18 protein-coding genes are annotated in these 20,033 nt (G+C 70.5%); 10 read left to right on the top strand and 8 right to left on the bottom strand.

Translation table 11 applies throughout. From position 1 onward, the window contains the following. Positions 1-38: 38 nt before the first annotated feature. The gene (locus R0146_RS09245; RefSeq protein ID WP_317688981.1) at positions 39-923 is read left to right on the top strand and encodes an alpha/beta fold hydrolase; all 885 of its coding nucleotides are present in this window, start codon (positions 39-41) and stop codon (positions 921-923) included. Here the strand turns inward: R0146_RS09245 and R0146_RS09240 are convergent. From R0146_RS09240 to mca, 4 genes are all read right to left on the bottom strand, one after another. Then, on the bottom strand, positions 907-1,629 hold the full coding sequence (locus R0146_RS09240; RefSeq protein ID WP_317692361.1) for an amino acid ABC transporter ATP-binding protein: 723 nt from the start codon (positions 1,627-1,629) through the stop codon (positions 907-909). The genes R0146_RS09245 and R0146_RS09240 overlap by 17 nt on opposite strands. Positions 1,630-1,700: 71 nt before the next feature. Then, the gene (locus R0146_RS09235) at positions 1,701-3,170 is read right to left on the bottom strand and encodes an ABC transporter substrate-binding protein/permease (protein WP_317688978.1); all 1,470 of its coding nucleotides are present in this window, start codon (positions 3,168-3,170) and stop codon (positions 1,701-1,703) included. 293 nt (positions 3,171-3,463) lie between these two features. Then, complete coding sequence (locus R0146_RS09230) at positions 3,464-3,817, bottom strand: hypothetical protein (protein ID WP_317688976.1); 354 nt, start codon at positions 3,815-3,817, stop codon at positions 3,464-3,466. A gap of 10 nt (positions 3,818-3,827) precedes the next feature. Continuing rightward, positions 3,828-4,787 (bottom strand): mycothiol conjugate amidase Mca, encoded by a 960-nt coding sequence (gene mca / locus R0146_RS09225; protein WP_317688974.1) that lies wholly within the window; start codon positions 4,785-4,787, stop codon positions 3,828-3,830. A gap of 173 nt (positions 4,788-4,960) precedes the next feature. Here mca and R0146_RS09220 point away from each other — a divergent pair, with 173 nt between their 5' ends. Beyond that, positions 4,961-5,392 carry a DUF4307 domain-containing protein gene (locus R0146_RS09220; RefSeq protein ID WP_317688972.1) on the top strand — a complete coding sequence of 144 codons (432 nt, stop codon included), beginning with the start codon at positions 4,961-4,963 and terminating at the stop codon, positions 5,390-5,392. Positions 5,393-5,467: 75 nt separating this feature from the next. Further along, positions 5,468-5,971 (top strand): transcription elongation factor GreA, encoded by a 504-nt coding sequence (greA, locus tag R0146_RS09215; RefSeq protein WP_317688970.1) that lies wholly within the window; start codon positions 5,468-5,470, stop codon positions 5,969-5,971. A 311-nt stretch (positions 5,972-6,282) separates the two neighbouring features. Here greA and R0146_RS09210 read toward each other — a convergent pair whose 3' ends face one another. Next, entirely contained in the window at positions 6,283-7,416 is a 1,134-nt protein-coding gene (locus R0146_RS09210) for a hypothetical protein (protein ID WP_317688968.1), read from the bottom strand. Between the two features lie 98 nt (positions 7,417-7,514). Continuing rightward, positions 7,515-8,819, bottom strand: a complete 1,305-nt coding sequence (locus R0146_RS09205; RefSeq protein ID WP_317688966.1) for an AI-2E family transporter — start codon at positions 8,817-8,819, stop codon at positions 7,515-7,517. A 237-nt stretch (positions 8,820-9,056) separates the two neighbouring features. On the opposite strand from R0146_RS09205, the gene R0146_RS09200 reads away from it, so the two are divergent. Beyond that, positions 9,057-10,289 carry an MFS transporter gene (locus tag R0146_RS09200; RefSeq protein WP_317688964.1) on the top strand — a complete coding sequence of 411 codons (1,233 nt, stop codon included), beginning with the start codon at positions 9,057-9,059 and terminating at the stop codon, positions 10,287-10,289. After that, the gene (locus tag R0146_RS09195; protein ID WP_317688961.1) at positions 10,286-10,972 is read left to right on the top strand and encodes a uracil-DNA glycosylase; all 687 of its coding nucleotides are present in this window, start codon (positions 10,286-10,288) and stop codon (positions 10,970-10,972) included. The genes R0146_RS09200 and R0146_RS09195 overlap by 4 nt, the downstream gene beginning before the upstream one ends. An 82-nt stretch (positions 10,973-11,054) precedes the next feature. Here R0146_RS09195 and R0146_RS09190 read toward each other — a convergent pair whose 3' ends face one another. Further along, a complete protein-coding gene (locus R0146_RS09190) occupies positions 11,055-11,528 on the bottom strand; it encodes a heme-binding beta-barrel domain-containing protein (protein WP_317688958.1) in 474 nt (157 codons plus the stop codon). Between the two features lie 250 nt (positions 11,529-11,778). Between R0146_RS09190 and R0146_RS09185 the strand changes: the two genes are divergently transcribed. From R0146_RS09185 to pntB, 5 genes are all read left to right on the top strand, one after another. Beyond that, positions 11,779-12,732, top strand: a complete 954-nt coding sequence (locus tag R0146_RS09185; protein WP_317688956.1) for a zinc-binding dehydrogenase — start codon at positions 11,779-11,781, stop codon at positions 12,730-12,732. Between the two features lie 51 nt (positions 12,733-12,783). Further along, entirely contained in the window at positions 12,784-13,440 is a 657-nt protein-coding gene (gene msrA, locus R0146_RS09180) for a peptide-methionine (S)-S-oxide reductase MsrA (protein ID WP_317688954.1), read from the top strand. 496 nt (positions 13,441-13,936) lie between these two features. Further along, the gene (locus R0146_RS09175; RefSeq protein WP_317688952.1) at positions 13,937-16,132 is read left to right on the top strand and encodes an alpha-amylase family glycosyl hydrolase; all 2,196 of its coding nucleotides are present in this window, start codon (positions 13,937-13,939) and stop codon (positions 16,130-16,132) included. A gap of 246 nt (positions 16,133-16,378) precedes the next feature. Beyond that, the gene (locus tag R0146_RS09170) at positions 16,379-17,932 is read left to right on the top strand and encodes a Re/Si-specific NAD(P)(+) transhydrogenase subunit alpha (RefSeq protein ID WP_317688950.1); all 1,554 of its coding nucleotides are present in this window, start codon (positions 16,379-16,381) and stop codon (positions 17,930-17,932) included. 3 nt (positions 17,933-17,935) lie between these two features. Continuing rightward, the gene (gene pntB / locus R0146_RS09165) at positions 17,936-19,327 is read left to right on the top strand and encodes a Re/Si-specific NAD(P)(+) transhydrogenase subunit beta (protein WP_317688949.1); all 1,392 of its coding nucleotides are present in this window, start codon (positions 17,936-17,938) and stop codon (positions 19,325-19,327) included. A gap of 147 nt (positions 19,328-19,474) precedes the next feature. Here pntB and R0146_RS09160 read toward each other — a convergent pair whose 3' ends face one another. Further along, complete coding sequence (locus R0146_RS09160; RefSeq protein WP_317688948.1) at positions 19,475-20,023, bottom strand: phosphoribosyltransferase; 549 nt, start codon at positions 20,021-20,023, stop codon at positions 19,475-19,477. Between the last annotated feature and the right edge of the window lie 10 nt (positions 20,024-20,033).

Genomic DNA, 20,033 nt, shown 5'->3' with positions numbered 1-20,033 from the left:
CCCGGCGGGTCCGACATCGCCGGAGTAGCGTCGGCGCCATGAACCAGCTGCCGGTGTGGGACGGGCCTGTGCACGACATCCCGGAGGGGATCGACACGCTGGTCGAGGCGATGAACGGCACCCGGCTCTGCATCCAGGTGTTCGGGACCCCCGACGCCCCGCTGCAGGTGCAGCTGGAAGGCAGGGGTGCGCAGCTGATCAGCCTGTCGCGGGCGTTCTGCGTGGACCTGGCGGCGCGCGGCTTCCGGGTGGTCCGGGTCGACAACCGGGACGCCGGGCACTCACAGAAGTTCCCCGGCCGGGCGTACGACCTGACGGCCATGGCCGACGACGTCGCCGGACTGATCGAGATCTTCGGCGGGGAACCGGCGACGATCTGCGGACGGTCACTCGGCGGCATGGTCGCCCAACTCGTCGCCCTGCGCCATCCGCACCTGACGGCCGCGCTCGGCCTGTTCTACACCGCCGCCCGCAGCGGACGGGCGGCGTCGAGGAGCGCGCAGACGCCGACATCCGACGAGGAGAGCGGGTGGCCCCTCCCCGCCGAGGCCGAGTGGGTGGAGGACTTCGTGAACTCTGTCCTGCCGTTGGGCGGCTCGCTCTACCCGTACGACCCGCAGGCGCTGATCCGGCTCGGCCACCGGCTCTACGCCCGCGACCACGATCCCGCCGGCGAGCGTCGGCAGGACCTGGCGATGGCGCGGACCCCCGACTGGTCGGCGGACCTCGCCCGGGTGACCGTCCCGACGGCCATCCTGCACGGCGACGAGGATGACGTCATCCCGCTGGCCGAGGCCGAGGAGCTGCACCGCCTCATCCCCCACAGCGCGTTGCGCGTGCTGTGGGGGATGGGACACGGTCAGCCCACCCAGCTGGACGGGGTGTTCGTCGACGTCTGCGCCGGGCTCAGAGCACCTTGCTGAGGAAGTCGCGGGTCCGCGGGTCCTGCGGCCGGTCGAAAATGTCCTCCGGGGTGCCCTGCTCCTTGATGACTCCGTCGGCCATGAAGACCACCCGGTCGGCCACCTCACGGGCGAAGCCCATCTCGTGGGTCACCAGGACCATCGTCATGCCCTGATCGGCCAGATCCCGGATGACCGCCAGCACCTCACCGACCATCTCCGGGTCCAGCGCGCTGGTGGCCTCGTCGAAGAGCATGATGTCGGGCCGCATCGCCAGCGCCCTGGCGATCGCCACCCGCTGCTTCTGGCCGCCGGACAACTGGCCGGGGCGAGCGTCGGCCTTCTCGCTCAGTCCGACCCTGGCCAGCAGCTCCATCGCCTGGCCGCGGGCCTCCTCACGACCGGCCCGGCGCAGCTCGACCGGGGCCAGCATCACGTTCTCCAGCACGGACATGTGCGGGAACAGGTTGAAGTGCTGGAACACCATGCCGATGTCCTGCCGTACGACGTCGAGATCGGTGGCCTTCAGGGTCAAGTCGTGGCCGTTGACGAGGACGTGGCCGGAGGTGACGTCCTCCAGCTTGTTCAGGCAGCGCAGGAAGGTGGACTTCCCGGCGCCCGAGGGGCCGATGATCGCGACGACCTCGCCCTCCTTGATCGTCAGATCGATGTCGTGGAGGACGTGGTTGTCACCGAAGGACTTGGCGAGGTCGGTGACGACGATGATGTCGGGCCGCTCCGACAGTGGCCGGCGATTCGGTCCCGTGGTGCCGGCGCCGGCGGGCTCCTGTGCAGTACTCACTTGTTGAACCTCTTGTCGACCTGGTTGGACGCGACCGTCAGCAGACCGATCACGATGAAGTAGATGACGCCGATGATCAGCCACATCTCGAACGAGCGGAAGTTGCGCGCGATGATCTGCTGGCCCATGTAGGTGAGCTCGGCGAGGCCGATCACCGCCAGCAGCGAGGTGTCCTTCAGGGTGATGATGAACTGGTTGATGAACGAGGGCGTCATGATCTTGATCGCCTGCGGCAGGACCACCTTGCGCATCGACTTCAGGTACGGCAGGCCGAGCGACCTGGCCGCCTCCATCTGGCCGCGGTCGACGCCCTGGATGCCGCCGCGGACGATCTCGGTCATGTACGCACCGGCGTTGAGGCTCAGCGTCATCACACCGGCGGTGAGCGCGGTGAGCGTCACCCCGGTGACCGCCGGGATGCCGAAGTAGAAGAAGAACACCTGGACCAGCACCGGGGTGCCCCGGAAGATCCAGACGTAGACCGAGGCGAGACCGGAGAGCACCGCGTTGCCGGAGACCTTCAGGAAGCCGAAGACGATGCCGAGCACCATCGCGATGACGAGGGAGAAGGCAGCAGCGGCGACGGTGATCCCGAGACCCTTCATCAGGGTCGGGAACGTGTCGGCGAGCAGGGTGAAGAACCCGGAACGCTCGGTGGCACCCTGTTCGCCGAGGTACTTTGCGAGGATCTGGTCGTACTGGCCGTTGGCCCGGACGTTCGCCAGACCCTGATTGAAGGCCTCGATCAGCTCAGGGTCGGTCCCCTTGTTGACGCCCACACCGTACGAGCCGGCGGGCGCCTTGTCACCGATCAGCTTCATCGGCGCACCCTGCTGGATCGAGTAGGCGACCACCGGAAAGTCGTCGACGTACGCGGCCGAGCTGCCGGCGCTCACGTCGTTGACCATGTCGGCGGTCTGGCCGAACGCCACCGTGGTGAAGCCGTACTGTGCCTTCACCGACTCGGCGTAGTCGGCCCCCGCGGTGCCGGTCTTGACCGCGACCCGCTTGCCGCGCAGATCCTCCATGGAAGCCACCGACGAGGACTTCGACGCCGCGAACTGGACGCCCGAGTCGTAGTACGGATCGGAGAAGTCGAAGACCTGCTTGCGGGCATCGGTGATCGACATGCCGGCCATCACGGCATCCACCTGACGGGACTGCAGCGCCTGCACCGCGGCATCGAAGCCCAGGGACCGGATGTCGACGGTGAACCCCTGGTCCTTGGCGATGGCGCGGAGCAGGTCCATGTCGATCCCGACCATCTCGCCGCTTTCCGAGCGGAACTCGAAGGGGGCGAAGGTCGTGTCGGTGCCGATCACGTAGTGCCTGCCCTGCGCCGGCTTGTTGTTCGGGTTCGGTGCGGGCGTCGCCGCTCGCGCGAACGGCGCGGCGAGCAGGAGCAGCATCGCCGTCAGGGCCACAACGGCCGGGGCACGACGATGCCGATCGAAGAGATGTCGCATGGCTGTCCCATCTGGTTCGTACCACCCGGGCGGCGATACGCCCCACACGTTAGCGCCCGGCGGCGTAGCGCCGGCCGGCGGCAGGGCCGCCATCCGCCGTGGAACGGCAAGGGTTTAACAGCACTGAAATACCAAGTAACACTGCTGAAACACCGCATGCACCCCTCGTCGTGTTGTCGCGTACGAGCGGGGACCCACCTGCCGTCCCACACCGGGCGGACGCGACCACGTCGAGCACCACGCTCGCGCAGGCGTACGAGACGCGCAGGCGTACGAAGGATCCCGCCGAGCGGTCAGCCCTGCTGTGGACGCTCCTCGGGAGTGTCGGGCCGATCGGTCTCCTCGGGCGCCACGGCGTGCTCGGCACCGTGTGGCCGGTCGGCCTCCTCGGCGCCGTCGGGTCGGTCGGCACCGTGTGGCCCGCTCTCCTCGCCGGAGTCCCCGCTCGCCTCGCCGGAGCCGGTCGACTCCGGCGCGCCGGGCTGTCCCCCGCCCTGTCGCAGGTCGGCGGCGTACGGCACGTCGATCTTCCGCAGCGAGCGGAAGAGCAGCAGCCCGATCGCCACGATGGCCAGAGCGAGCACCCCGAAGACGATGATCTCGGTCGAGCCGCTCGCCGCACCGCCGTTGACCTCGAGCTGAAGCATGGCCCCGACCCTAGCGGACGGTCGGGTGAGGCGCCGCGATCCCGGCGAACAGGTCATCCTCCGGCACAGTGGCGTCGGTGTGGTTGATCACCAGCTCGTAGTCCTCGGTCGGCCACGCCTCCTTCTCAATCTCCAGCGGGCAGGCGAACCACATCCCGTCGGGGTCGATCTGGGTGGCGTGGGCGAGCAGCGCCCGGTTGCGCACCTCGAAGTAGTCGGCGCAGGGCACCCGGGTGGTGATGCGCCGCTGGTAGGCCTCGTCCACGGGGCGATGAGTGAGCCGCTCGTCGTACGCCCCCTCCAGGCCGTGCGCCTTCATCGCGTCGTTCAGCGCCCGCCAACGGCCCGCGGTGAGGGTCATCTGGTAGTAGACCTTCGGCACCTGCCAGGCCGGGCCCAGCTCGGGGTGCAGCGACTCATCGGCCGCCTGCCGGACCGCCTCCATCGCCACCCGGTGGGTCTGGATGTGGTCCGGATGCGGATAGCCGCCGTTCTCGTCGTACGTGGTGACGACGTGCGGGCGGAGCCGCCGGATGATCCCGACCAGCGGCCGAGCCGCCTCGGCAGGGTCGAGGGTCGCGAACGTCCCCTCCGGCAGCGGCGGCAGCGGATCGCCCTCGGGCAGTCCGGAGTCGTGGTAACCGAGCCAGATCTGGTCGATCCCCAGGATGTCGCGGGCCGCATCCATCTCGCGGCGTCGCACCTCGGCCAGGTCCGCGACGATCTCGGGGCGGTCCATCGCCGGGTTGAGGACGTCGCCCATCTCCCCGCCGGTGCAGGTCACCACGACGACGTCGACGCCCTCGGCCTCGTAGCGGGCCGTCGTCGCGGCACCCTTGCTGGACTCGTCATCGGGGTGGGCATGGACATGCAGCAGGCGCAGCCGCTGGCCGAGCGCGTCGACCCGCTGCGCAGGACTCCACCCTCCGACGCTCGGATGGTCCTCGTGCGGTTCCTGCCGTGTGCTCATCGACACTCCCTCCAGCCCTGTCCTTCCCGGTCCATCGCAACGCTGTGCATCCTGCCACGCCGACCTGATCGGGCGCGCCCCCGCCGGTCCGCCTCACCGGCCGTGCCGGGTGGCTCGGGTCCGTGCCGCTCCGCGCGGCGCCCGGCCGCCTGGTCGCGGGGCACAATGGGCGGGTGGCACGTACGAGCATCCGGGCACTGACCGACGACCCCGCCGACATCGCCCGGATCGCGCGCCGCTATCCGGGCGGGGCCGGCCGGGCCACCCTGCTCCGCGTGGTGATCGCCGTCGCGGTCGTGGTGGCGCTGGGGTGGTACCTGCAGCTGGCCCTCCACAATTCCCAGCGACCGCCGGTGGAGGCGACACTGACCGCACACTGGGTGATCGACGACCAACAGGCCGGTTTCACGCTGCAGGTCGCCCGGACCGATCCGCATCGCGCCGCGGTCTGCACGGTGCGCGCCCAGGCACAGAACTACGAGCACATCGGCGACGCCGAGATCACCGTCCCCCCCGCCGACCAGGAAGTGGTCACCGTCGACGGCACCCTGCGGACCGTACGCCGGGCCGACGCGATCTCGGTGGCGGGCTGTCGACTGGCCTGAGATCCCGGTGCGCCGACCGGCCGATCGGCGACCCGATCCCGGGGCGGGGTCACAGGGGTGGGCTAGACTGCGGGGATGGCAGAGAACCTTACCGACACCGTGTTCCTGACCCAGGCGGCCTACGACAAGCTCACCGCCGACCTGGAGGCACTGAAGGGCAACCGGGAGGCGATCTCGAAGAAGATCGCCCAGGCCCGCGAAGAGGGCGACCTCTCCGAGAACGCCGGCTATCACGCCGCGCGTGAGGAGCAGGGCCAGCAGGAGGCGAAGATCACCGAGATCGAGCACATCCTGCGCACCGCCCAGGTGGGCGAGGGCCCCGCGGACACGGATGTGGTGGGCGTCGGCACCGTCGTGACGATCGCCTGGGACGGCGACGAGGACGACACAGAGTCGTTCTTCCTGGGGTCGCGCGAGAACGCACAGCTGGATCCCTCGCTGTCCGACACCGATGTCTACAGCCCGCAGTCCCCGATCGGCCAGGCCGTCCTCGGCGCGGCGGTCGGGCAGGCGGTCCAGTTCGACACCCCCACAGGCGCCATCGCGAGCGTCACCATCCTCAACATCGAAGCGCACTGACACCCACGGGGCCCCACCACACGGTCGGGGCCCCGCACCGTTCGGGGGCCGCACCGCTGGGGCTCGCCAGCTCCCGGGGTCAACAGCCTCGGGGGTCAACAGCGTGGATCAACACCGTGAGGGGTCGACAGCTCTGAGGGTTGGACAGTGAGGGGCGTACGGTCCGGTGTCTGTCATCACCGGGTCGTACGCCCCTCGTGCTGTTCCCCTCCGCCACGGCCACCACTCCGTCACTGCCACCCCTCAGCCACTGCTGTCCCCGGGGCCCCTGCCCTGCGCGGCTCGGCGGCCAGTCTCAGCGCCGGCCGGGATCAGGCCTCCGACGCGGGGTCGCCGCCGATCTTCACCCCGGCGTGGCCCATCACCACGCCCACGTCGAGTCGGGCCGAGCCGTTGCCCATCACCACCTGGTCACCCGAGCCGGTGTGCTGCCCGGACCAGGTGACCCGCCCCAGTTGCGAGTCGGCGACCACCGTCACGTTGGACTCGTCGCCGAGGCGCAGCGAGAGCTGTCCCGATTCCACCCGGATCCGGGACCGGCCCGAGCGTACGGTCCCGCTCATCTGGACGATCGCCGCCTGGAGCAAGGCGTCCTCGACCACCTCGAAACCCTCGATGCTCGCACCGCCGGCGGTGAGCCGCACCCGGCCGAGTCGCGGCACATTCGACAGGTGCAGGTTGCCGGCGGTCACCTCGACGTCGAGCACCATCGCCGGATTCACCCGGATCAACAGTCCGTCCCCGCGTCCCGCCCGCCACAGGTCGTCGAGTCGGCGAGGCAACGGCAGCAGCTTCACCCCGCTCAGGTGGGGTCGGAAGTCGCCCTCGGCGGTGACCTCGATCAGATCGGGGTGGCGGCGCAGGACATGGTCGCCGGTCACGTGACACGCAGTCACCGACGGGTCGACGACGATCCGCACCCGCTTGCCGGTCACCCGGACCGACACCCGTTGCACGCCGGTCGGCCGACCGGCCGCACCACCCGCCTCGGTGGTGGGGCTCTCCGGATTGCCGCTGCGCGGGCGACTCCCCGCCGCCTCGGCGGCCGCGTCGGCCGCCTTGACCGCGGCCTGGCGGGCACTGCGGAAGACGTCACGCAGGTAGTCGCCGGCAGCCTGCGCGGCGCTGGCCGTCTGGGCCCAGGTCTCGGCGCTGGACGGGCCGCTCCCCGAGGTGTCGTGGGATCCGGCTGCCGTGGCAGCCGCGCCGTCACCGGTGCCGGCATCGTTCGACGTGCCGCTGCTGGTCGGGCCGTCGGCGTCCGGGCCCGCGGCCTCGGCCCCACCGCCGGTGGCGGCCCCGGACTGGCCGGCGTCGTCGGGTGCCGGTGCCGCAGGTCGCGACGCGCCGCCCTGGAGCTCCTCGATCCGCCGGCTGGCCTCCGCGGTGTCGATCGTGCCGGCGGCCAGGTCTGCCAGGATCCGGCTCAGGTCAGGGGTGTCCATGCGTCAACCATAGGAGCGCCGGTCGGCGCACCCCACCCCGGCTCGGACCGAATCAGGGCAGGCTCAGGGTCCGGTCCCGGCCGTACGATCCGGGTGGCTCAGTCCTTCGGCGTCCGCCGCGACCGACGCTGCCGGCGCTCGAGGTCGGCGGTGGTGGGGGCGGTCGGATCCAGCTGCCGCCGCAGCGTCTCCTCGGTGCCCCCGCCCAGGGCGTTACTGGCCACGATGTCGTGACGCCCCAGCCTCAGATCGGCAGCAGGTGCCAGCCGCAACCAGTCGCGTGCGCCCAACGAGTCGGAGAAGGCCTTGACGAACGCGACCACCGGCACGGCCACCACCGCACCGGCGATCCCGCCGAGGGTGACGCCGATGCTGATGCCCAGCAGGATGGCCAGCGGATGCAGCGACACGGCCTTGCCCATCAGGAAGGGCTGGAGCACGTTCCCCTCCAGCTGCTGGATCACGATCACCACGCCGAGCATGATCAGCGCGGCGACCCAGCCCTTGGTGACCAGCGCGATGAGCACGCCGATCGCCCCGGCGACAACGGCACCGACGATCGGCACGAAGGCTGCCAGGAAGGTCAACGCACCGATCGCTCCGGCCATCGGCACCTGCAGGGCGAAGGCCCCGATCATGATGCCGATGCCGTCGACGGCGGCCACCAGGACGGTCGACCGTACGTAGTCCATCAGTGCTCGCCAGCCCAGGGTGGCACCGCGGTCGATCGCCGGGCGGGCCCGCTTCGGCACGATCCGCAGGCAGGAGGCCCACAGGAACCGGCCACTGTAGAGGAAGAAGAACAGCGCGAACAGGGCGGTGAACATCCCGGCGAAGAAGCTGGCCACCGACGAGCCGACGCCGGCCGCGACGCCGAGGATCTGGCCCGCCCACCCCTCGAGCCGCTGCGGGATCTGCGTCGACATCTGGCCGATCGCACCCTGGACCTGCTCCGGGGCGAGCTGCAACGGGCCGTTGCTCAGCCAGTCGATCAGCTTCATCACGCCGGCCTGGGAGGAACTCACCAGAGTGGGCCCCTGGCCGACCACCTGCAGGACGATCCCCGACAGCACCGCCAGGACGACCACCAGGCCGACCACCAGGGTGAGCGCCGCCGCCAACGCCTGGGGCATGCCGCGGCGCACCAGCCAGGCCTTCGCCGGGGTGAGCAGCGCGGCGAGCAGCAGGGCGACCGCCAGCGGAACGGTGAGGCCCGAGAAGTAGCGCAGCAGATTGCCCAGCGCGAAGATCCCGACACCGATCAGCAACAGCCGCCAGATCCACGATGCCGCGACCCTGATCGGGCCGGGCACGGAGGCTGCCGATCCCACCTCACCCGATCCCGTGCCGCCCCCCGCCGGCCCACCGCGCTGCCGGTCGATGGCGTCCGGTGGCTCGGGCACGGTGGCCGCGGCCCCTGAAGGGGCTCCTGCGGCAGGTTCCGCAGCTTCCTGGTCGGTCATCTGGTCCACGCGGTGACTCCCTGGAACGTCGCTGGTGTGGCATCCCCAAAGCTACCCGTCACCGTGCCGGCCTCCGTACCGGGCCATCCGGCAACCGCCCCATCCGGCGACCCGGCCCGTCCGGCTCCCGCCCCGCCGGCATCCGACCCCACCGCCCGGCGCACTAACATGCCCCCAGTGACCCCTCCCACCTTTGCACCGCGCACCGGCGCCGGCCGCCTGCCGGCCGACGTGTACGTGCTTGCGGTCATCTCCTTCTTCGTGGCGGTCGGTTTCGGGGTCGTCATCCCAGTCCTGCCGGTGTTCGCCCGGTCCTTCGGCGTCGGTCAGGTGGAGACCGGGTTCGTCGTCTCGGCCTTCGCGGTGATGCGCCTGGTCACCAGCCCGTTCACCGGCCGGATGATCGGACGTGCCGGCGAACGGACCGTCCTCGCGGTCGGCATCCTCATCGTGGCGGCCTCGAGCGCGGCGATGGGCGCCGCCCAGTCGTACGAACAACTCCTGTTGTTCCGGGCGGCCGGGGGCATCGGCTCCTCGATGTTCACCGTCTCCGCGATGACCCTGCTGATCCGCTCGGTGCCGGACTCCCACCGCGGCCGGGCGACCGGCACCTTCCAGACCGGCTTCCTGATCGGCAACATGGCCGGCCCGGCGCTGGGCGGCCTGCTCGCGGCAGTCTCGATCCGTGCCCCGTTCTACTTCTATGCCGCCACCCTGGTCGCCGCTGCGCTCGTCGGTCTGCTCCGGCTGCGCGGTCCACGGCCGACGACGGACCCCGACGGCGCCCCCGGGACGGCGCGGTCGGACAGTCGGCCGTTCCGGCAGATCCTCGCCGACTCGCGCTACCAGGCCGCCTTGGTGTGCAACTTCGCGAACGGCTGGAGCTCGCTCGGGATCCGCAGTTCCCTCACTCCGGTGCTGGTCGTCGAGGTGCTGCATCGCGATCCGGTCTGGACCGGTCTGGCGATCGCGGTCGCCTCGGTCGTCCAGACCGTCGCGCTGCGGCCGGCCGGCCGGTTCGTCGACCGGGTGGGCCGGCGCCCGGCGATGATCGCCGGCAGCATCATCGCTGCGGTGGCGATGCTGGCGGTGGCGTTCGTCCCCGACATCTGGACCCTGATCCTCGTGCTGTGCGTCAATGCGCTGGCGGTGTCCTTGATGGGGACCGCGCCCGCCGCGACGGTCGGTGACATCGCCGGACCCCGCTCCGGGACGCCGGTCGCGGTCTTCTCGATGGCCTCCGACACCGGTCAGATCCTCGGCCCGGTGCTCGCCGGAGTCATCGCCGACCGAGCCGGCATCCCGTTCGCGTACGTCACGGCTACCCTGCTGATGGGCCTGGCGGCGCTCGCCTCCGTACGGATGCCGCGCCGGACCCCGACCGCGCCCCCGAAGGAGACCGTACGATGACCCGTCTTCCGCTCCACGACCTGGTGGCACCCGACTGGGCCGAGGTGCTGGCCCCGGTGGAACCGGTGGTGGCCCGGATGGGTGACTTCCTGCGCGCCGAGATGGCCGAAGGACGTGGCTACCTGCCGGCGGGCGACCGGGTGCTGCGCGCGTTCAGCCGCCCACTGGCGGACGTCCGGGTGCTGATCGTCGGCCAGGACCCGTACCCCACGCCGGGCCATCCGGTGGGGCTGAGCTTCTCGGTGGCCCCCGACGTGTCGCCGCTGCCGGCGAGCCTGCGCAACATCTACGCCGAGTTGCAGGCCGACCTCGGCATCGCGCCCGCCCCGAACGGGGACCTCACCGGCTGGTTCGAGCAGGGCGTGCTGCTGCTCAACCGGTGCCTGACCGTCCAGCCCGGCAAGCCCGCCTCGCACCGCGGCAAGGGCTGGGAGGAGGTCACCGAGACGGCGATCCGGGCCCTCGCCCGGCGCGGCGGACCGCTGGTGGCCATCCTGTGGGGGCGCGACGCCCGTAACCTGGCGCCGCTGCTGACGCCTGTGCCGGTGATCGAGAGCGCCCATCCCTCACCGCTCAGCGCCCGGAACGGCTTCTTCGGGTCCCGGCCGTTCAGCCGGGCCAACGCCCTGCTGGCGGAGCAGGGCGGCACGCCGGTCGACTGGGACCTGCGGCACCGCTCCTGACAGCGTCGCACCCCGCGGCCGACCCCGGTCCGCCGTCGGCCCCGGTCCGCGTCCGGCCATCTCCCGGCGGACGCGACGTCCCTCAGGCGGTGCGCACCAGGTGGGACTCCAGGTGGCGGGCCATCGGCCGGCCGACCGCGGCCATGTCGAGCACCGTCTCCAGGACGTCACCGTTGATCCGGTACGTACGCCGCGTGGCGGAGACGTCCTTGGCGGTCGAGGTCGCCCAGACCTGGGCGTCCAACTCGACCGTCAGACCGTCCTCAGTGGTGCGCAGCGCGCCCTCGGCCAACTCGACCTGGCCGGTCGGCAGGGCGAGGACGAACTCCAGGTGTCCGTCGCCGGTGTGGCGCAGATAGCCCGTCTCCATGTGCAGCGGGCTGCCGTCGGCGGCGCGGGTGCGCTGGGTGTAGACGAGGAACGGCTTGCCGACGAAGGCGAAGGTGATCTCCTCGTGGTAGGTGAACGGGGCGATGGTCGGGTATTCCCCGGCGCCTTCGCCGGCCCAGGTGCCGACGAGCCGGGCGAGCGGGACGAGGTTGGCGGTGAGCTCCATGGCTGGATCGTAGCGACTCGACGGGATGCCCCAGGGGGCATCCTGGCGTCGTCCCCGTCACGTCGCCGCCAGGGGCCCGGACAGCTCCGTGAAGGGCCAGCTGAAACGGCAGTGGCAGGTGAAAGGGCAGTGAAAGGCCAGCCAGGTGATCCCCCCACCCGTATCCTGAAGGAGCCCGTGGGCGCGGTCCACCCGCCGCTCCGCGTGGTCGGCGACCACCGGGTGGGCCACAGCGTCGAAGGAGACTCCGATGAAGGCTTGGCAGTTCACCGGGACGGACACCCCGCTCGAACTCAACGACGTGCCCAAACCACAGGCCCGCCCAGGGACCGTGGTGGTGGAGGTGAAAGCGGCCGGCGTCTGCCACTCGGACGTGACCGCCCTGGACGATCCGGGCTGGATGCCCCTGTTCCCGGTGCTCCCGCGGACGATGGGCCACGAGAACGCCGGCGTGATCACCGAGGTCGGCGACGGCATGGACGGCTGGCAGGTCGGTGACCGCGTCGGCGTCGCGCCGGTGATGCCCGACGGGGACGCCATCGGCTACGGCCAGTGGGACGGCGGATTCGGTCCCCGGCTGCTGGCGACCGAGGCCAATCTGGTGCGGCTCCCCGACGAGGTGCCGTACGACCTCGGGGCGATGGCCACCGACGCCGGGCTGACCGCTTATCACGCGATGATGACGACCGGCGGCTGCCGTCCGGGGATGAAGGTCGGAGTGATCGGCCTGGGCGGCTTGGGCTACATCGGGGCCCGGGTCGCGGTGCTCACCGGCGCCGAGGTCTACGCGGCCGAGGTCGCCCCCAAGACCCGCGAACTCGCCGGCGAGATCGGTCTCACCGACGTCGCCGACACGATCACCGCGTTCAAGGACAAGGATCTCGACCTCATCGTCGACTACGCCGGCTTCGGCACCACCACCGCCCAGGGCATCGAGACCCTGGCCGAGTTCGGCACGTTCGTCCAAGTCGGGATGGGCAAGCTCGAGGCCACCATCAACACCTACCCGTTGATCATCAACCAGCTGACCATCAAGGGCTCGAAGTCGGGGACGGTCGAGGACCTGGCCGGCATCTACGAGCTGATGCGCGCCGGCGCCCTCACCCCGCCGATGAACCACATCACCCAGGCCGACATCCCCGCGGCCATCGACGCGCTGCGTACCGGCGGGGTGATCGGTCGGTTCATCGCGATGTACGACTGACCGGGCGGCGTGGCCCTGGTCGCGGCGCGAGCGAGAACGTACCCTCGGGGCATGTTCCTCTTCCAGCGACCGGAGCCGACCATGGTCACCCGCGAGCAGGCACTCCGGGGGCGTACGCAGCGGATCCTGCCCTCGCCCGCTCCGGACAACCTGGTGTTCGGCGTGCCCGACGACGCCACCCCGGAGGGCTCGGAGATCGGCTACTTCGCGCTCGGCTGTTTCTGGGGCGAGGAGAAGATGTTCTGGGCCACCGACGGCGTCACCAACACCGCCGTCGGCTACCAGGGTGGCTTCACCCCGAACCCGACGTACGAGGAGGTCTGCACCGGGCGGACCGGCCACGCCGAGACGGTCCGGGTCGCGTACGACCCGCAGCGGGTGACGTACGAGGCGCTGGTGCGGCAGTTCTTCGAGGCGCACGACCCGACCCAGGGCTACCGCCAGGGCAACGACGTCGGCACCCAGTACCGCTCCGCCCTCTTCCCGGTCTCCGAGGCCCAGGAGGAGGTCGCCCGCCGGCTGCTCGCCGCGTACGCCGAGGCGTACGCGAACGCCGGCTACGGGCAGATCACCACCGAGATCACCCGCCTCGACGAGGCGTCGGGAGAACCGGCCTTCTGGTACGCCGAGGACTACCACCAGCAGTACCTGATCAAGAATCCGGGCGGCTATTGCCCGATCCACGCCACCGGCGTGACCTGCGCCTGAACGCCGCCGCAGGCGGCACACACCCGGCATCAGCAATTGTCGGACCGAGTGGCCGAGCGGACCGAGCGATCCGCCTGTCGTCGACGACGACGCGCGGCTCGACCGGGCGGGCCGGATGAGCGCGTCCTGATCGGCCAGATCCGACAGACGCCGGACACGCCGACGTCCCGTAGTCGACGGGACGCCGCCGGAATGGCACCGTGGGCGCCATGAGCCTGATGCGCGCTGTCGATCGGGACCGCTGGGCCGACGGGGACTGGCCCCTCGGCGCCCACGTCGTCCCCGGAACCGGCCCCACCGCCCTCGCTGCCACCTCCGCCGAACTCACCACCCCCGATCTCACCACCGAACTCACCACCCCCGATCTCACCACCGTGGCGGTGCACGCCCCGGCCGCCACCCGAGTGCTGCTCGAGCGCTACTCCACGCCGCTGGGGAGTGCCGCCCAGGACGCGGTGGAACTGGTCCGCGACGCCACCGGGGTCTGGCGGGCAAGGTGGAGGGTCTCGGCCACGGCGCGCTCTACGCCTTCCGCTGCTGGGGACGCAACTGGCCGTACGATCCGGCGTGGACGCCGGGCAGCGGCGTCGGCTTCCTCGCCGACATCGACGAGGACGGCAACCGCTTCAACCCCAACAAGGTGCTCTTCGACCCGTACGCCCGGGAAGTGACCCACGCCCCGATGGATCCGGTGATCGAGGACATCGGCGGCGACAGCGGATGCTGGGGCACCGGCGGCGACGACTTCCACGGTCGGCCACGCCGGGAGGCCGACACCGGGCCGTGGGCGCCGAAGGGGGTCGTCGTGGTCGACGACACCTCGTCCGGTCAGCGTCCGCGACTGCCCGCCCACAAGGCCGCCGTGTACGAGGCCCACGTCAAGAACCTCACCCTGCATCCTTCCGCGGCCCAGCTCGGGGACCTGCTCGGCGGACTGCCCGGCTTCGAGGAGGTGGTCGACATCCCCGACCGGCTGCGCGGCACCTACCGGGCGGCGGCGCTGCTGGCGCCCTACCTCAAGGGCCTGGGCTTCACCACGCTCGAGCTGCTGCCGGTCCAGCAGACCGACTCCGACGACCTCGGCGACACCCAGGGCGGGTCGAACCACTGGGGCTACATGACGATGGCCTACTTCGCACCCAACCGGGACTACAGCGCCGACAAGTCGCCCGGTGGGCCGACCCGCGAGTTCAAGGAGATGGTCCGCGCCTTCCACGACGCCGGACTGGAGATCTACCTCGACGTCGTCTTCAACCACACCGCCGAGGGCGGCTGCTGGCACGGCGATCCGCAGACCACCGGCTTCACCAGCCTGGGCGGCTTCGCGGCCGGCGAGTACTACGTGATGACCGGCGATCATGTCCTGGTGGACGGCGCCACCGGCACCTCCAACCAGGTGGACTTCTCCTCCCCGGCGGCCTGCGACCTGGTCACCGATGCGCTGGCCTACTGGACCGACGTGATGGGAGTCGACGGTTTCCGCTTCGACCTGGCCCCGGTGTTGGGACGTACGCCGCTGCAGTGGCGACCCGACGACTGGGCCGACCAGAAGCGGTTCTTCCCGCAGCACCCGCTGCTGGAGGCGATCGCCACCCTCGCGGAAGCCCGGCAGGTCGAGGTGATCGCCGAGGCCTGGGACCTGTGGGGCTACGAGGTGGGCAACTTCCCGCCCGGCTGGGCCGAGTGGAACGGACGATATCGCGACGCGATCCGCCGGTACGCCAAGGGCGACGGCGACGCCGCGACGTTCACCGCGATGCTCAACGGCGACTACCACCACTTCGCCGACCAGGGCGGACCGCAGCGGTCGATCAACTTCGTCACCGCGCACGACGGCTTCACCATGATGGACCTGGTCTCGTACAACGCGAAGCGGAACGACCAGCCGTTCCCGTTCGGCCCGTCCGACGGCGGGACCGACACGAACGACTCCTGGGACTCCGGTGGCGACCACGCGCTGCGGCGGGCCCGATGGCGCAACTTCTGGGTGCTGCTGTTCTTCTCCCGGGGCGTGCCGATGGTCGTCTCCGGCGACGAGTACGGCCGTACGCAGAACGGCAACAACAACCCGTGGGCCCTCAACACGGTCGGCATCTGGAACAACTGGGCCCAGGCGGTGTCCGAGGCGCCGACCCTGCTGCCGGTCGATCCGCGGCATCCGGAGGCGTACCACTACCACGACGTGGTCGGCCGGACCGCGGGTGAAGGCTCGAACCCGCTGTTCACCTTCGCCGCCGCCGTGGCCAGGATCCGCCGCGACGACCCCGGCCTGCGGCAACGTGCCTGGGGCGATCTCACCGTCGACAACGGCGACGTCAGCTACGTCTTCCGCCGCACCGACCTGCAGGACTGGCCGGCGCCGGCCGACCGGGCGCTGACCCTCGGCATCGACGGCTCCTCGGTGGGCGGGAACGACTACACGCTGCTGGTCAACATGACCGACCACCGCCAGGAGTTCCGGGTGCCGGAGGCCGACGGCGGGGCCTGGAAGCGGATCATCGACACCGCACCATGGGCCGAGTCGTCCGCCAACCACTGGTCGCCGGACCGGGCCACCGCGATCGACGCGGGAACGTACGTCGCCGACCCCTGGTCGGTGGTGGTGCTGCAGTTCGTCGGCGCCCACCTGGCCGGGATCGGCCTGCCGGCACTCGGTGGTGACCCCGTGGACGATGACACGCGGGAGCGGTGACACCCGGGAGCGGTGACACCCGGGAGCGATGACCCCGCGGAGGATGACGCCCGGGAGCCGGACCACACGACACCGCCTCGGCAGGGCTGACCGACCTGCCTGCAGGCCCGTTGTGACCTGCGGAATAGTGGTGGTCAGCAACGCCTGTCCTGCCCCCGGCAGACCGCCTCCGCAAGGGGCCAGGACAGTGAGTTAGCGAACACTGCGTACGTCCACTACGCTTCGTAGTGCTGAAGGAGGTCCACGGTGCAAATCGGAGTGCCCAGGGAGTCCTCACCATCCGAAACCCGGGTGGCGGCGACTCCGTCAACTGTCCCGCAATTACTCAAGCTCGGCTACGACGTGGTGGTGGAGCGAGGAGCCGGTCAGCGCGCCGACTTCCCCGACTCCGCCTACACGGAGGCCGGGGCCCGACTCGGTGAGGCCCCCGAGGTCTGGGCGTCCGACGTCGTGCTGGCGTGCAATCCGCCGACCGACGAGGAACTCGCCCTGATGCTCCCCGGAGCGACCCTGGTGTCGATGCTCTCCCCCGCCCTGCATCCCGAGGTGGCCGAACGGTACGCCGAGGCCGGGATCAGCGCGCTGTCGCTCGACGCCGTGCCCCGGATCTCCCGCGCGCAGGCACTCGACGTGCTGTCCTCGATGGCCAACATCGCCGGCTACCGCGCGGTGATCGAAGCCGCCCAGGCCTACGGTGGGATGTTCACCGGCCAGGTCACCGCCGCCGGCAAGGTGCCCCCGGCGAGGGTGTTCGTGGTCGGCGCCGGCGTCGCCGGTCTGGCCGCGATCGGCATCGCCGGCTCGATGGGAGCCCAGGTGCGGGCGTTCGACGTACGCCCCGAGGTCGGTGAGCAGATCGAGTCGATGGGCGCGACCTTCGTCGAGGTCGGCGCGGTCGACACGAACGTCTCCTCCGACGGCTACGCCAAGGAGATGACCGCCGACCAGGCCGAGCTCGCCGCCCGGATGTACGCCGAGGAGTCCCGCACCGCCGACATCATCGTCACCACCGCGCAGATCCGGGGCAAGGCCGCCCCGATCCTGCTGACCGCCGAGATGATCGCGGCGATGAAGCCCGGCAGTGTCATCGTCGACATGGCCGCCTCCACCGGCGGCAACACCGCGCTGACCCGGGCCGACGAGAAGGTGGTCACCGACAACGGGGTGACGATCATCGGCTGGACCGACCTGGCCGGCCGGCTGCCCCGGCAGGCGTCCCAGCTGCTCGGCACCAACCTGGTCAACCTGCTGAAGCTGGTCACCCCGGAGAAGGACGGCCGGCTCGTCCTCGACTTCGACGACGAGGTCGTCCGGTCGATGACAGTCACCCGCAAAGGCGCCGTGACCTGGCCGCCGCCACCGGTGAAGGTCTCCGCCGCGGCCCCCGCCCCGGTCGCGACGCCCGCAGCCGAGGTCGCGAAGCCGACGGAGTCCCCGGCCGAGCTGGCCCGACGCAAGCGGACCCGTAACCTCGTGGCGGCCGGACTGGCCATGGTGATCTTCTTCATCATCGGCGGGCTGTCACCGCTCGGGATCCTCGGGCACTGGATGGTCCTCATGCTGGCGGTGTTCGTCGGGTTCTACGTGATCTCCAACGTCACCCACGCCCTGCACACCCCGCTGATGGCCGAGACGAACGCCATCTCGGGCATCATCATGGTCGGTGCGCTGCTGCAGGTCGGCAGCTCCAGCGTGCCCGTGACGATCCTGTCGTGGGTGGCGATCCTGGTCGCATCCATCAACGTCTTCGGTGGCTTCCTGGTGACCAACCGGATGCTCGCCATGTTCCGGAAGGCCTGAGCGATGCAACTCACCTCCATGGTGCCGGCCGCCTACATCATCGCGGCCGTCCTGTTCATCCTCGCCCTGGCCGGACTGTCCCGCCACGAGACAGCCCGGTTGGGCAACGTCGCCGGCATGCTCGGCATGTTCATCGCTCTCGGTGGCGTGATCACCCAGGCGGTGACCACCGCACCGCGCGGCTTCATGATCACGGCCGCTCTGATCGGTTCGGCCATGCTGATCGGCGCCGTCATCGGCACCTGGCGTGCCTGGACGGTCGAGATGACCGGCATGCCCCAGTTGATCGCCATGCTGCACTCCTTCGTCGGTCTGGCGGCCGTCCTGGTCGGCTTCAACTCCTTCCTCGAGGTCGACGCCGACTATTCCGTCGCCCACCTGATCGAAGTCTTCGCCGGGGTGCTGATCGGCGCCTACACCCTCACCGGATCGCTGGTCGCGTTCGGCAAGCTGAGCGGGCGACTCAAGTCCACGGCCCTGATGATCCCCGGCCGCAACCTGATCAACCTGCTCGTTCTGGTGGTCTGCGTCGCCCTCGGCGTCTGGTTCGTCCTGGCCCCGAGCCTGCTGCCGCTGATCCTGATGACCGTGCTCGGCCTGCTCCTCGGGTGGCACATGGTGTCCTCGATCGGCGGCGGCGACATGCCCGTCGTCGTCTCGATGCTGAACTCCTACTCCGGGTGGGCCGCGGCCGCCGCCGGGTTCATGCTCGGCAACGACCTGCTGATCGTCACCGGCGCCCTGGTCGGCTCCTCCGGTGCGATCCTGTCCTACCTGATGTGCCAGGCGATGAACCGGTCGTTCGTCTCGGTCATCCTCGGCGGGTTCGGCGAGGGAACGAGCAAGGGCAGCGGTGAGGCCCGCGAGTACGGCGACTACCGCGAGACCAGCGCCTCCGACGTCGCCCACGAACTGGCCGGCGCCCGGTCGGTGGTGATCACGCCGGGCTACGGCATGGCTGTCGCCCAGGCACAGTATCCGGTGGCCGAGCTCACCCAGAAGCTGCGCGACCGCGGCGTCCAGGTGCGGTTCGGCATCCACCCGGTGGCCGGCCGGCTGCCCGGCCACATGAACGTGCTGCTGGCCGAGGCCAAGGTGCCGTACGACATCGTCCTGGAGATGGACGAGATCAACGGCGACTTCGACGACACCGACGTCGTGCTGGTGATCGGCGCCAACGACACGGTCAACCCGGCGGCGCTCGACGAACCGGACTCCCCGATCGCCGGGATGCCGGTGCTCGAGGTGTGGAAGGCCAGGGAGGTCATCGTGTTCAAGCGCTCGATGAACCCCGGCTACGCGGGCGTGCAGAACCCGCTGTTCTTCCGCGACAACTCCGAGATGCTGTTCGGCGACGCCAAGGAGCGGGTGCAGGACATCATCGCCGCGCTCTGAACGGCCCGGCCGGTACGGTCGCCGGACGACCACGCGGCCCGTACGACACCGACGCCCGGTCGGATCCCTTGTCGGTGGGGATCCGACCGGGCGTCGGTCGTACGCTGACCGGTCCGGGAGGACCGGGTCGTCTGCGGCCGGCCGGGGTCAGGCCGGGTCGGCCTCAGGTTCCCGGGCCTCCGCAGCCTCGGCTCCCGCGGACGCCTCGGCCTCGGCCCGGCTGCGGCGGGTGACCGGCGGCAGGGTCGACCACGGGAAGTCGATCCAGCGGTCGGTGTAGCGCCAGACGAAGTCGGCGTGCAGGCGGGTGTGCGGCTTCTCGTAGATGACCGCCGTACGCGTCTCGGCCGCGTACTGCTGCAGGAAGTCCTGGGTGAACTTGAGCGTGGTGCCGGTGTCGGAGACGTCGTCGGCGATGAGCACCTTGAGGTCGCGCAGGTCGTGCGGCTGAGGGCTGGGCGGCAGCAGGATCGGCGTCGGGAGGCGGTCGTTGACACCGGTGTAGAACTCGACGTTCATCTCGGTGATCTGCTTGATGTCCAGGGCGTAGCCGAGGGCGCCGCCGAAGGGTAGCCCACCCCTCGCGATGCACATGATGATGTCGGGGATGAATCCGTCGTCGACGATCATCTGGGCGACCTCCCGGACGGCGATGCCGAAATCGGGATACGTCAGGACCTCGTGCTCCTCACTCATGCGGATCACC

The organism is Raineyella sp. LH-20, assembly GCF_033110965.1.
In the GTDB taxonomy this organism is placed as follows: Bacteria; Actinomycetota; Actinomycetes; order Propionibacteriales; family Propionibacteriaceae; genus Raineyella.
The sequence above is the reverse complement of the archived record's forward strand: the minus strand, read 5'-3'. Positions and strand labels throughout refer to the sequence as shown.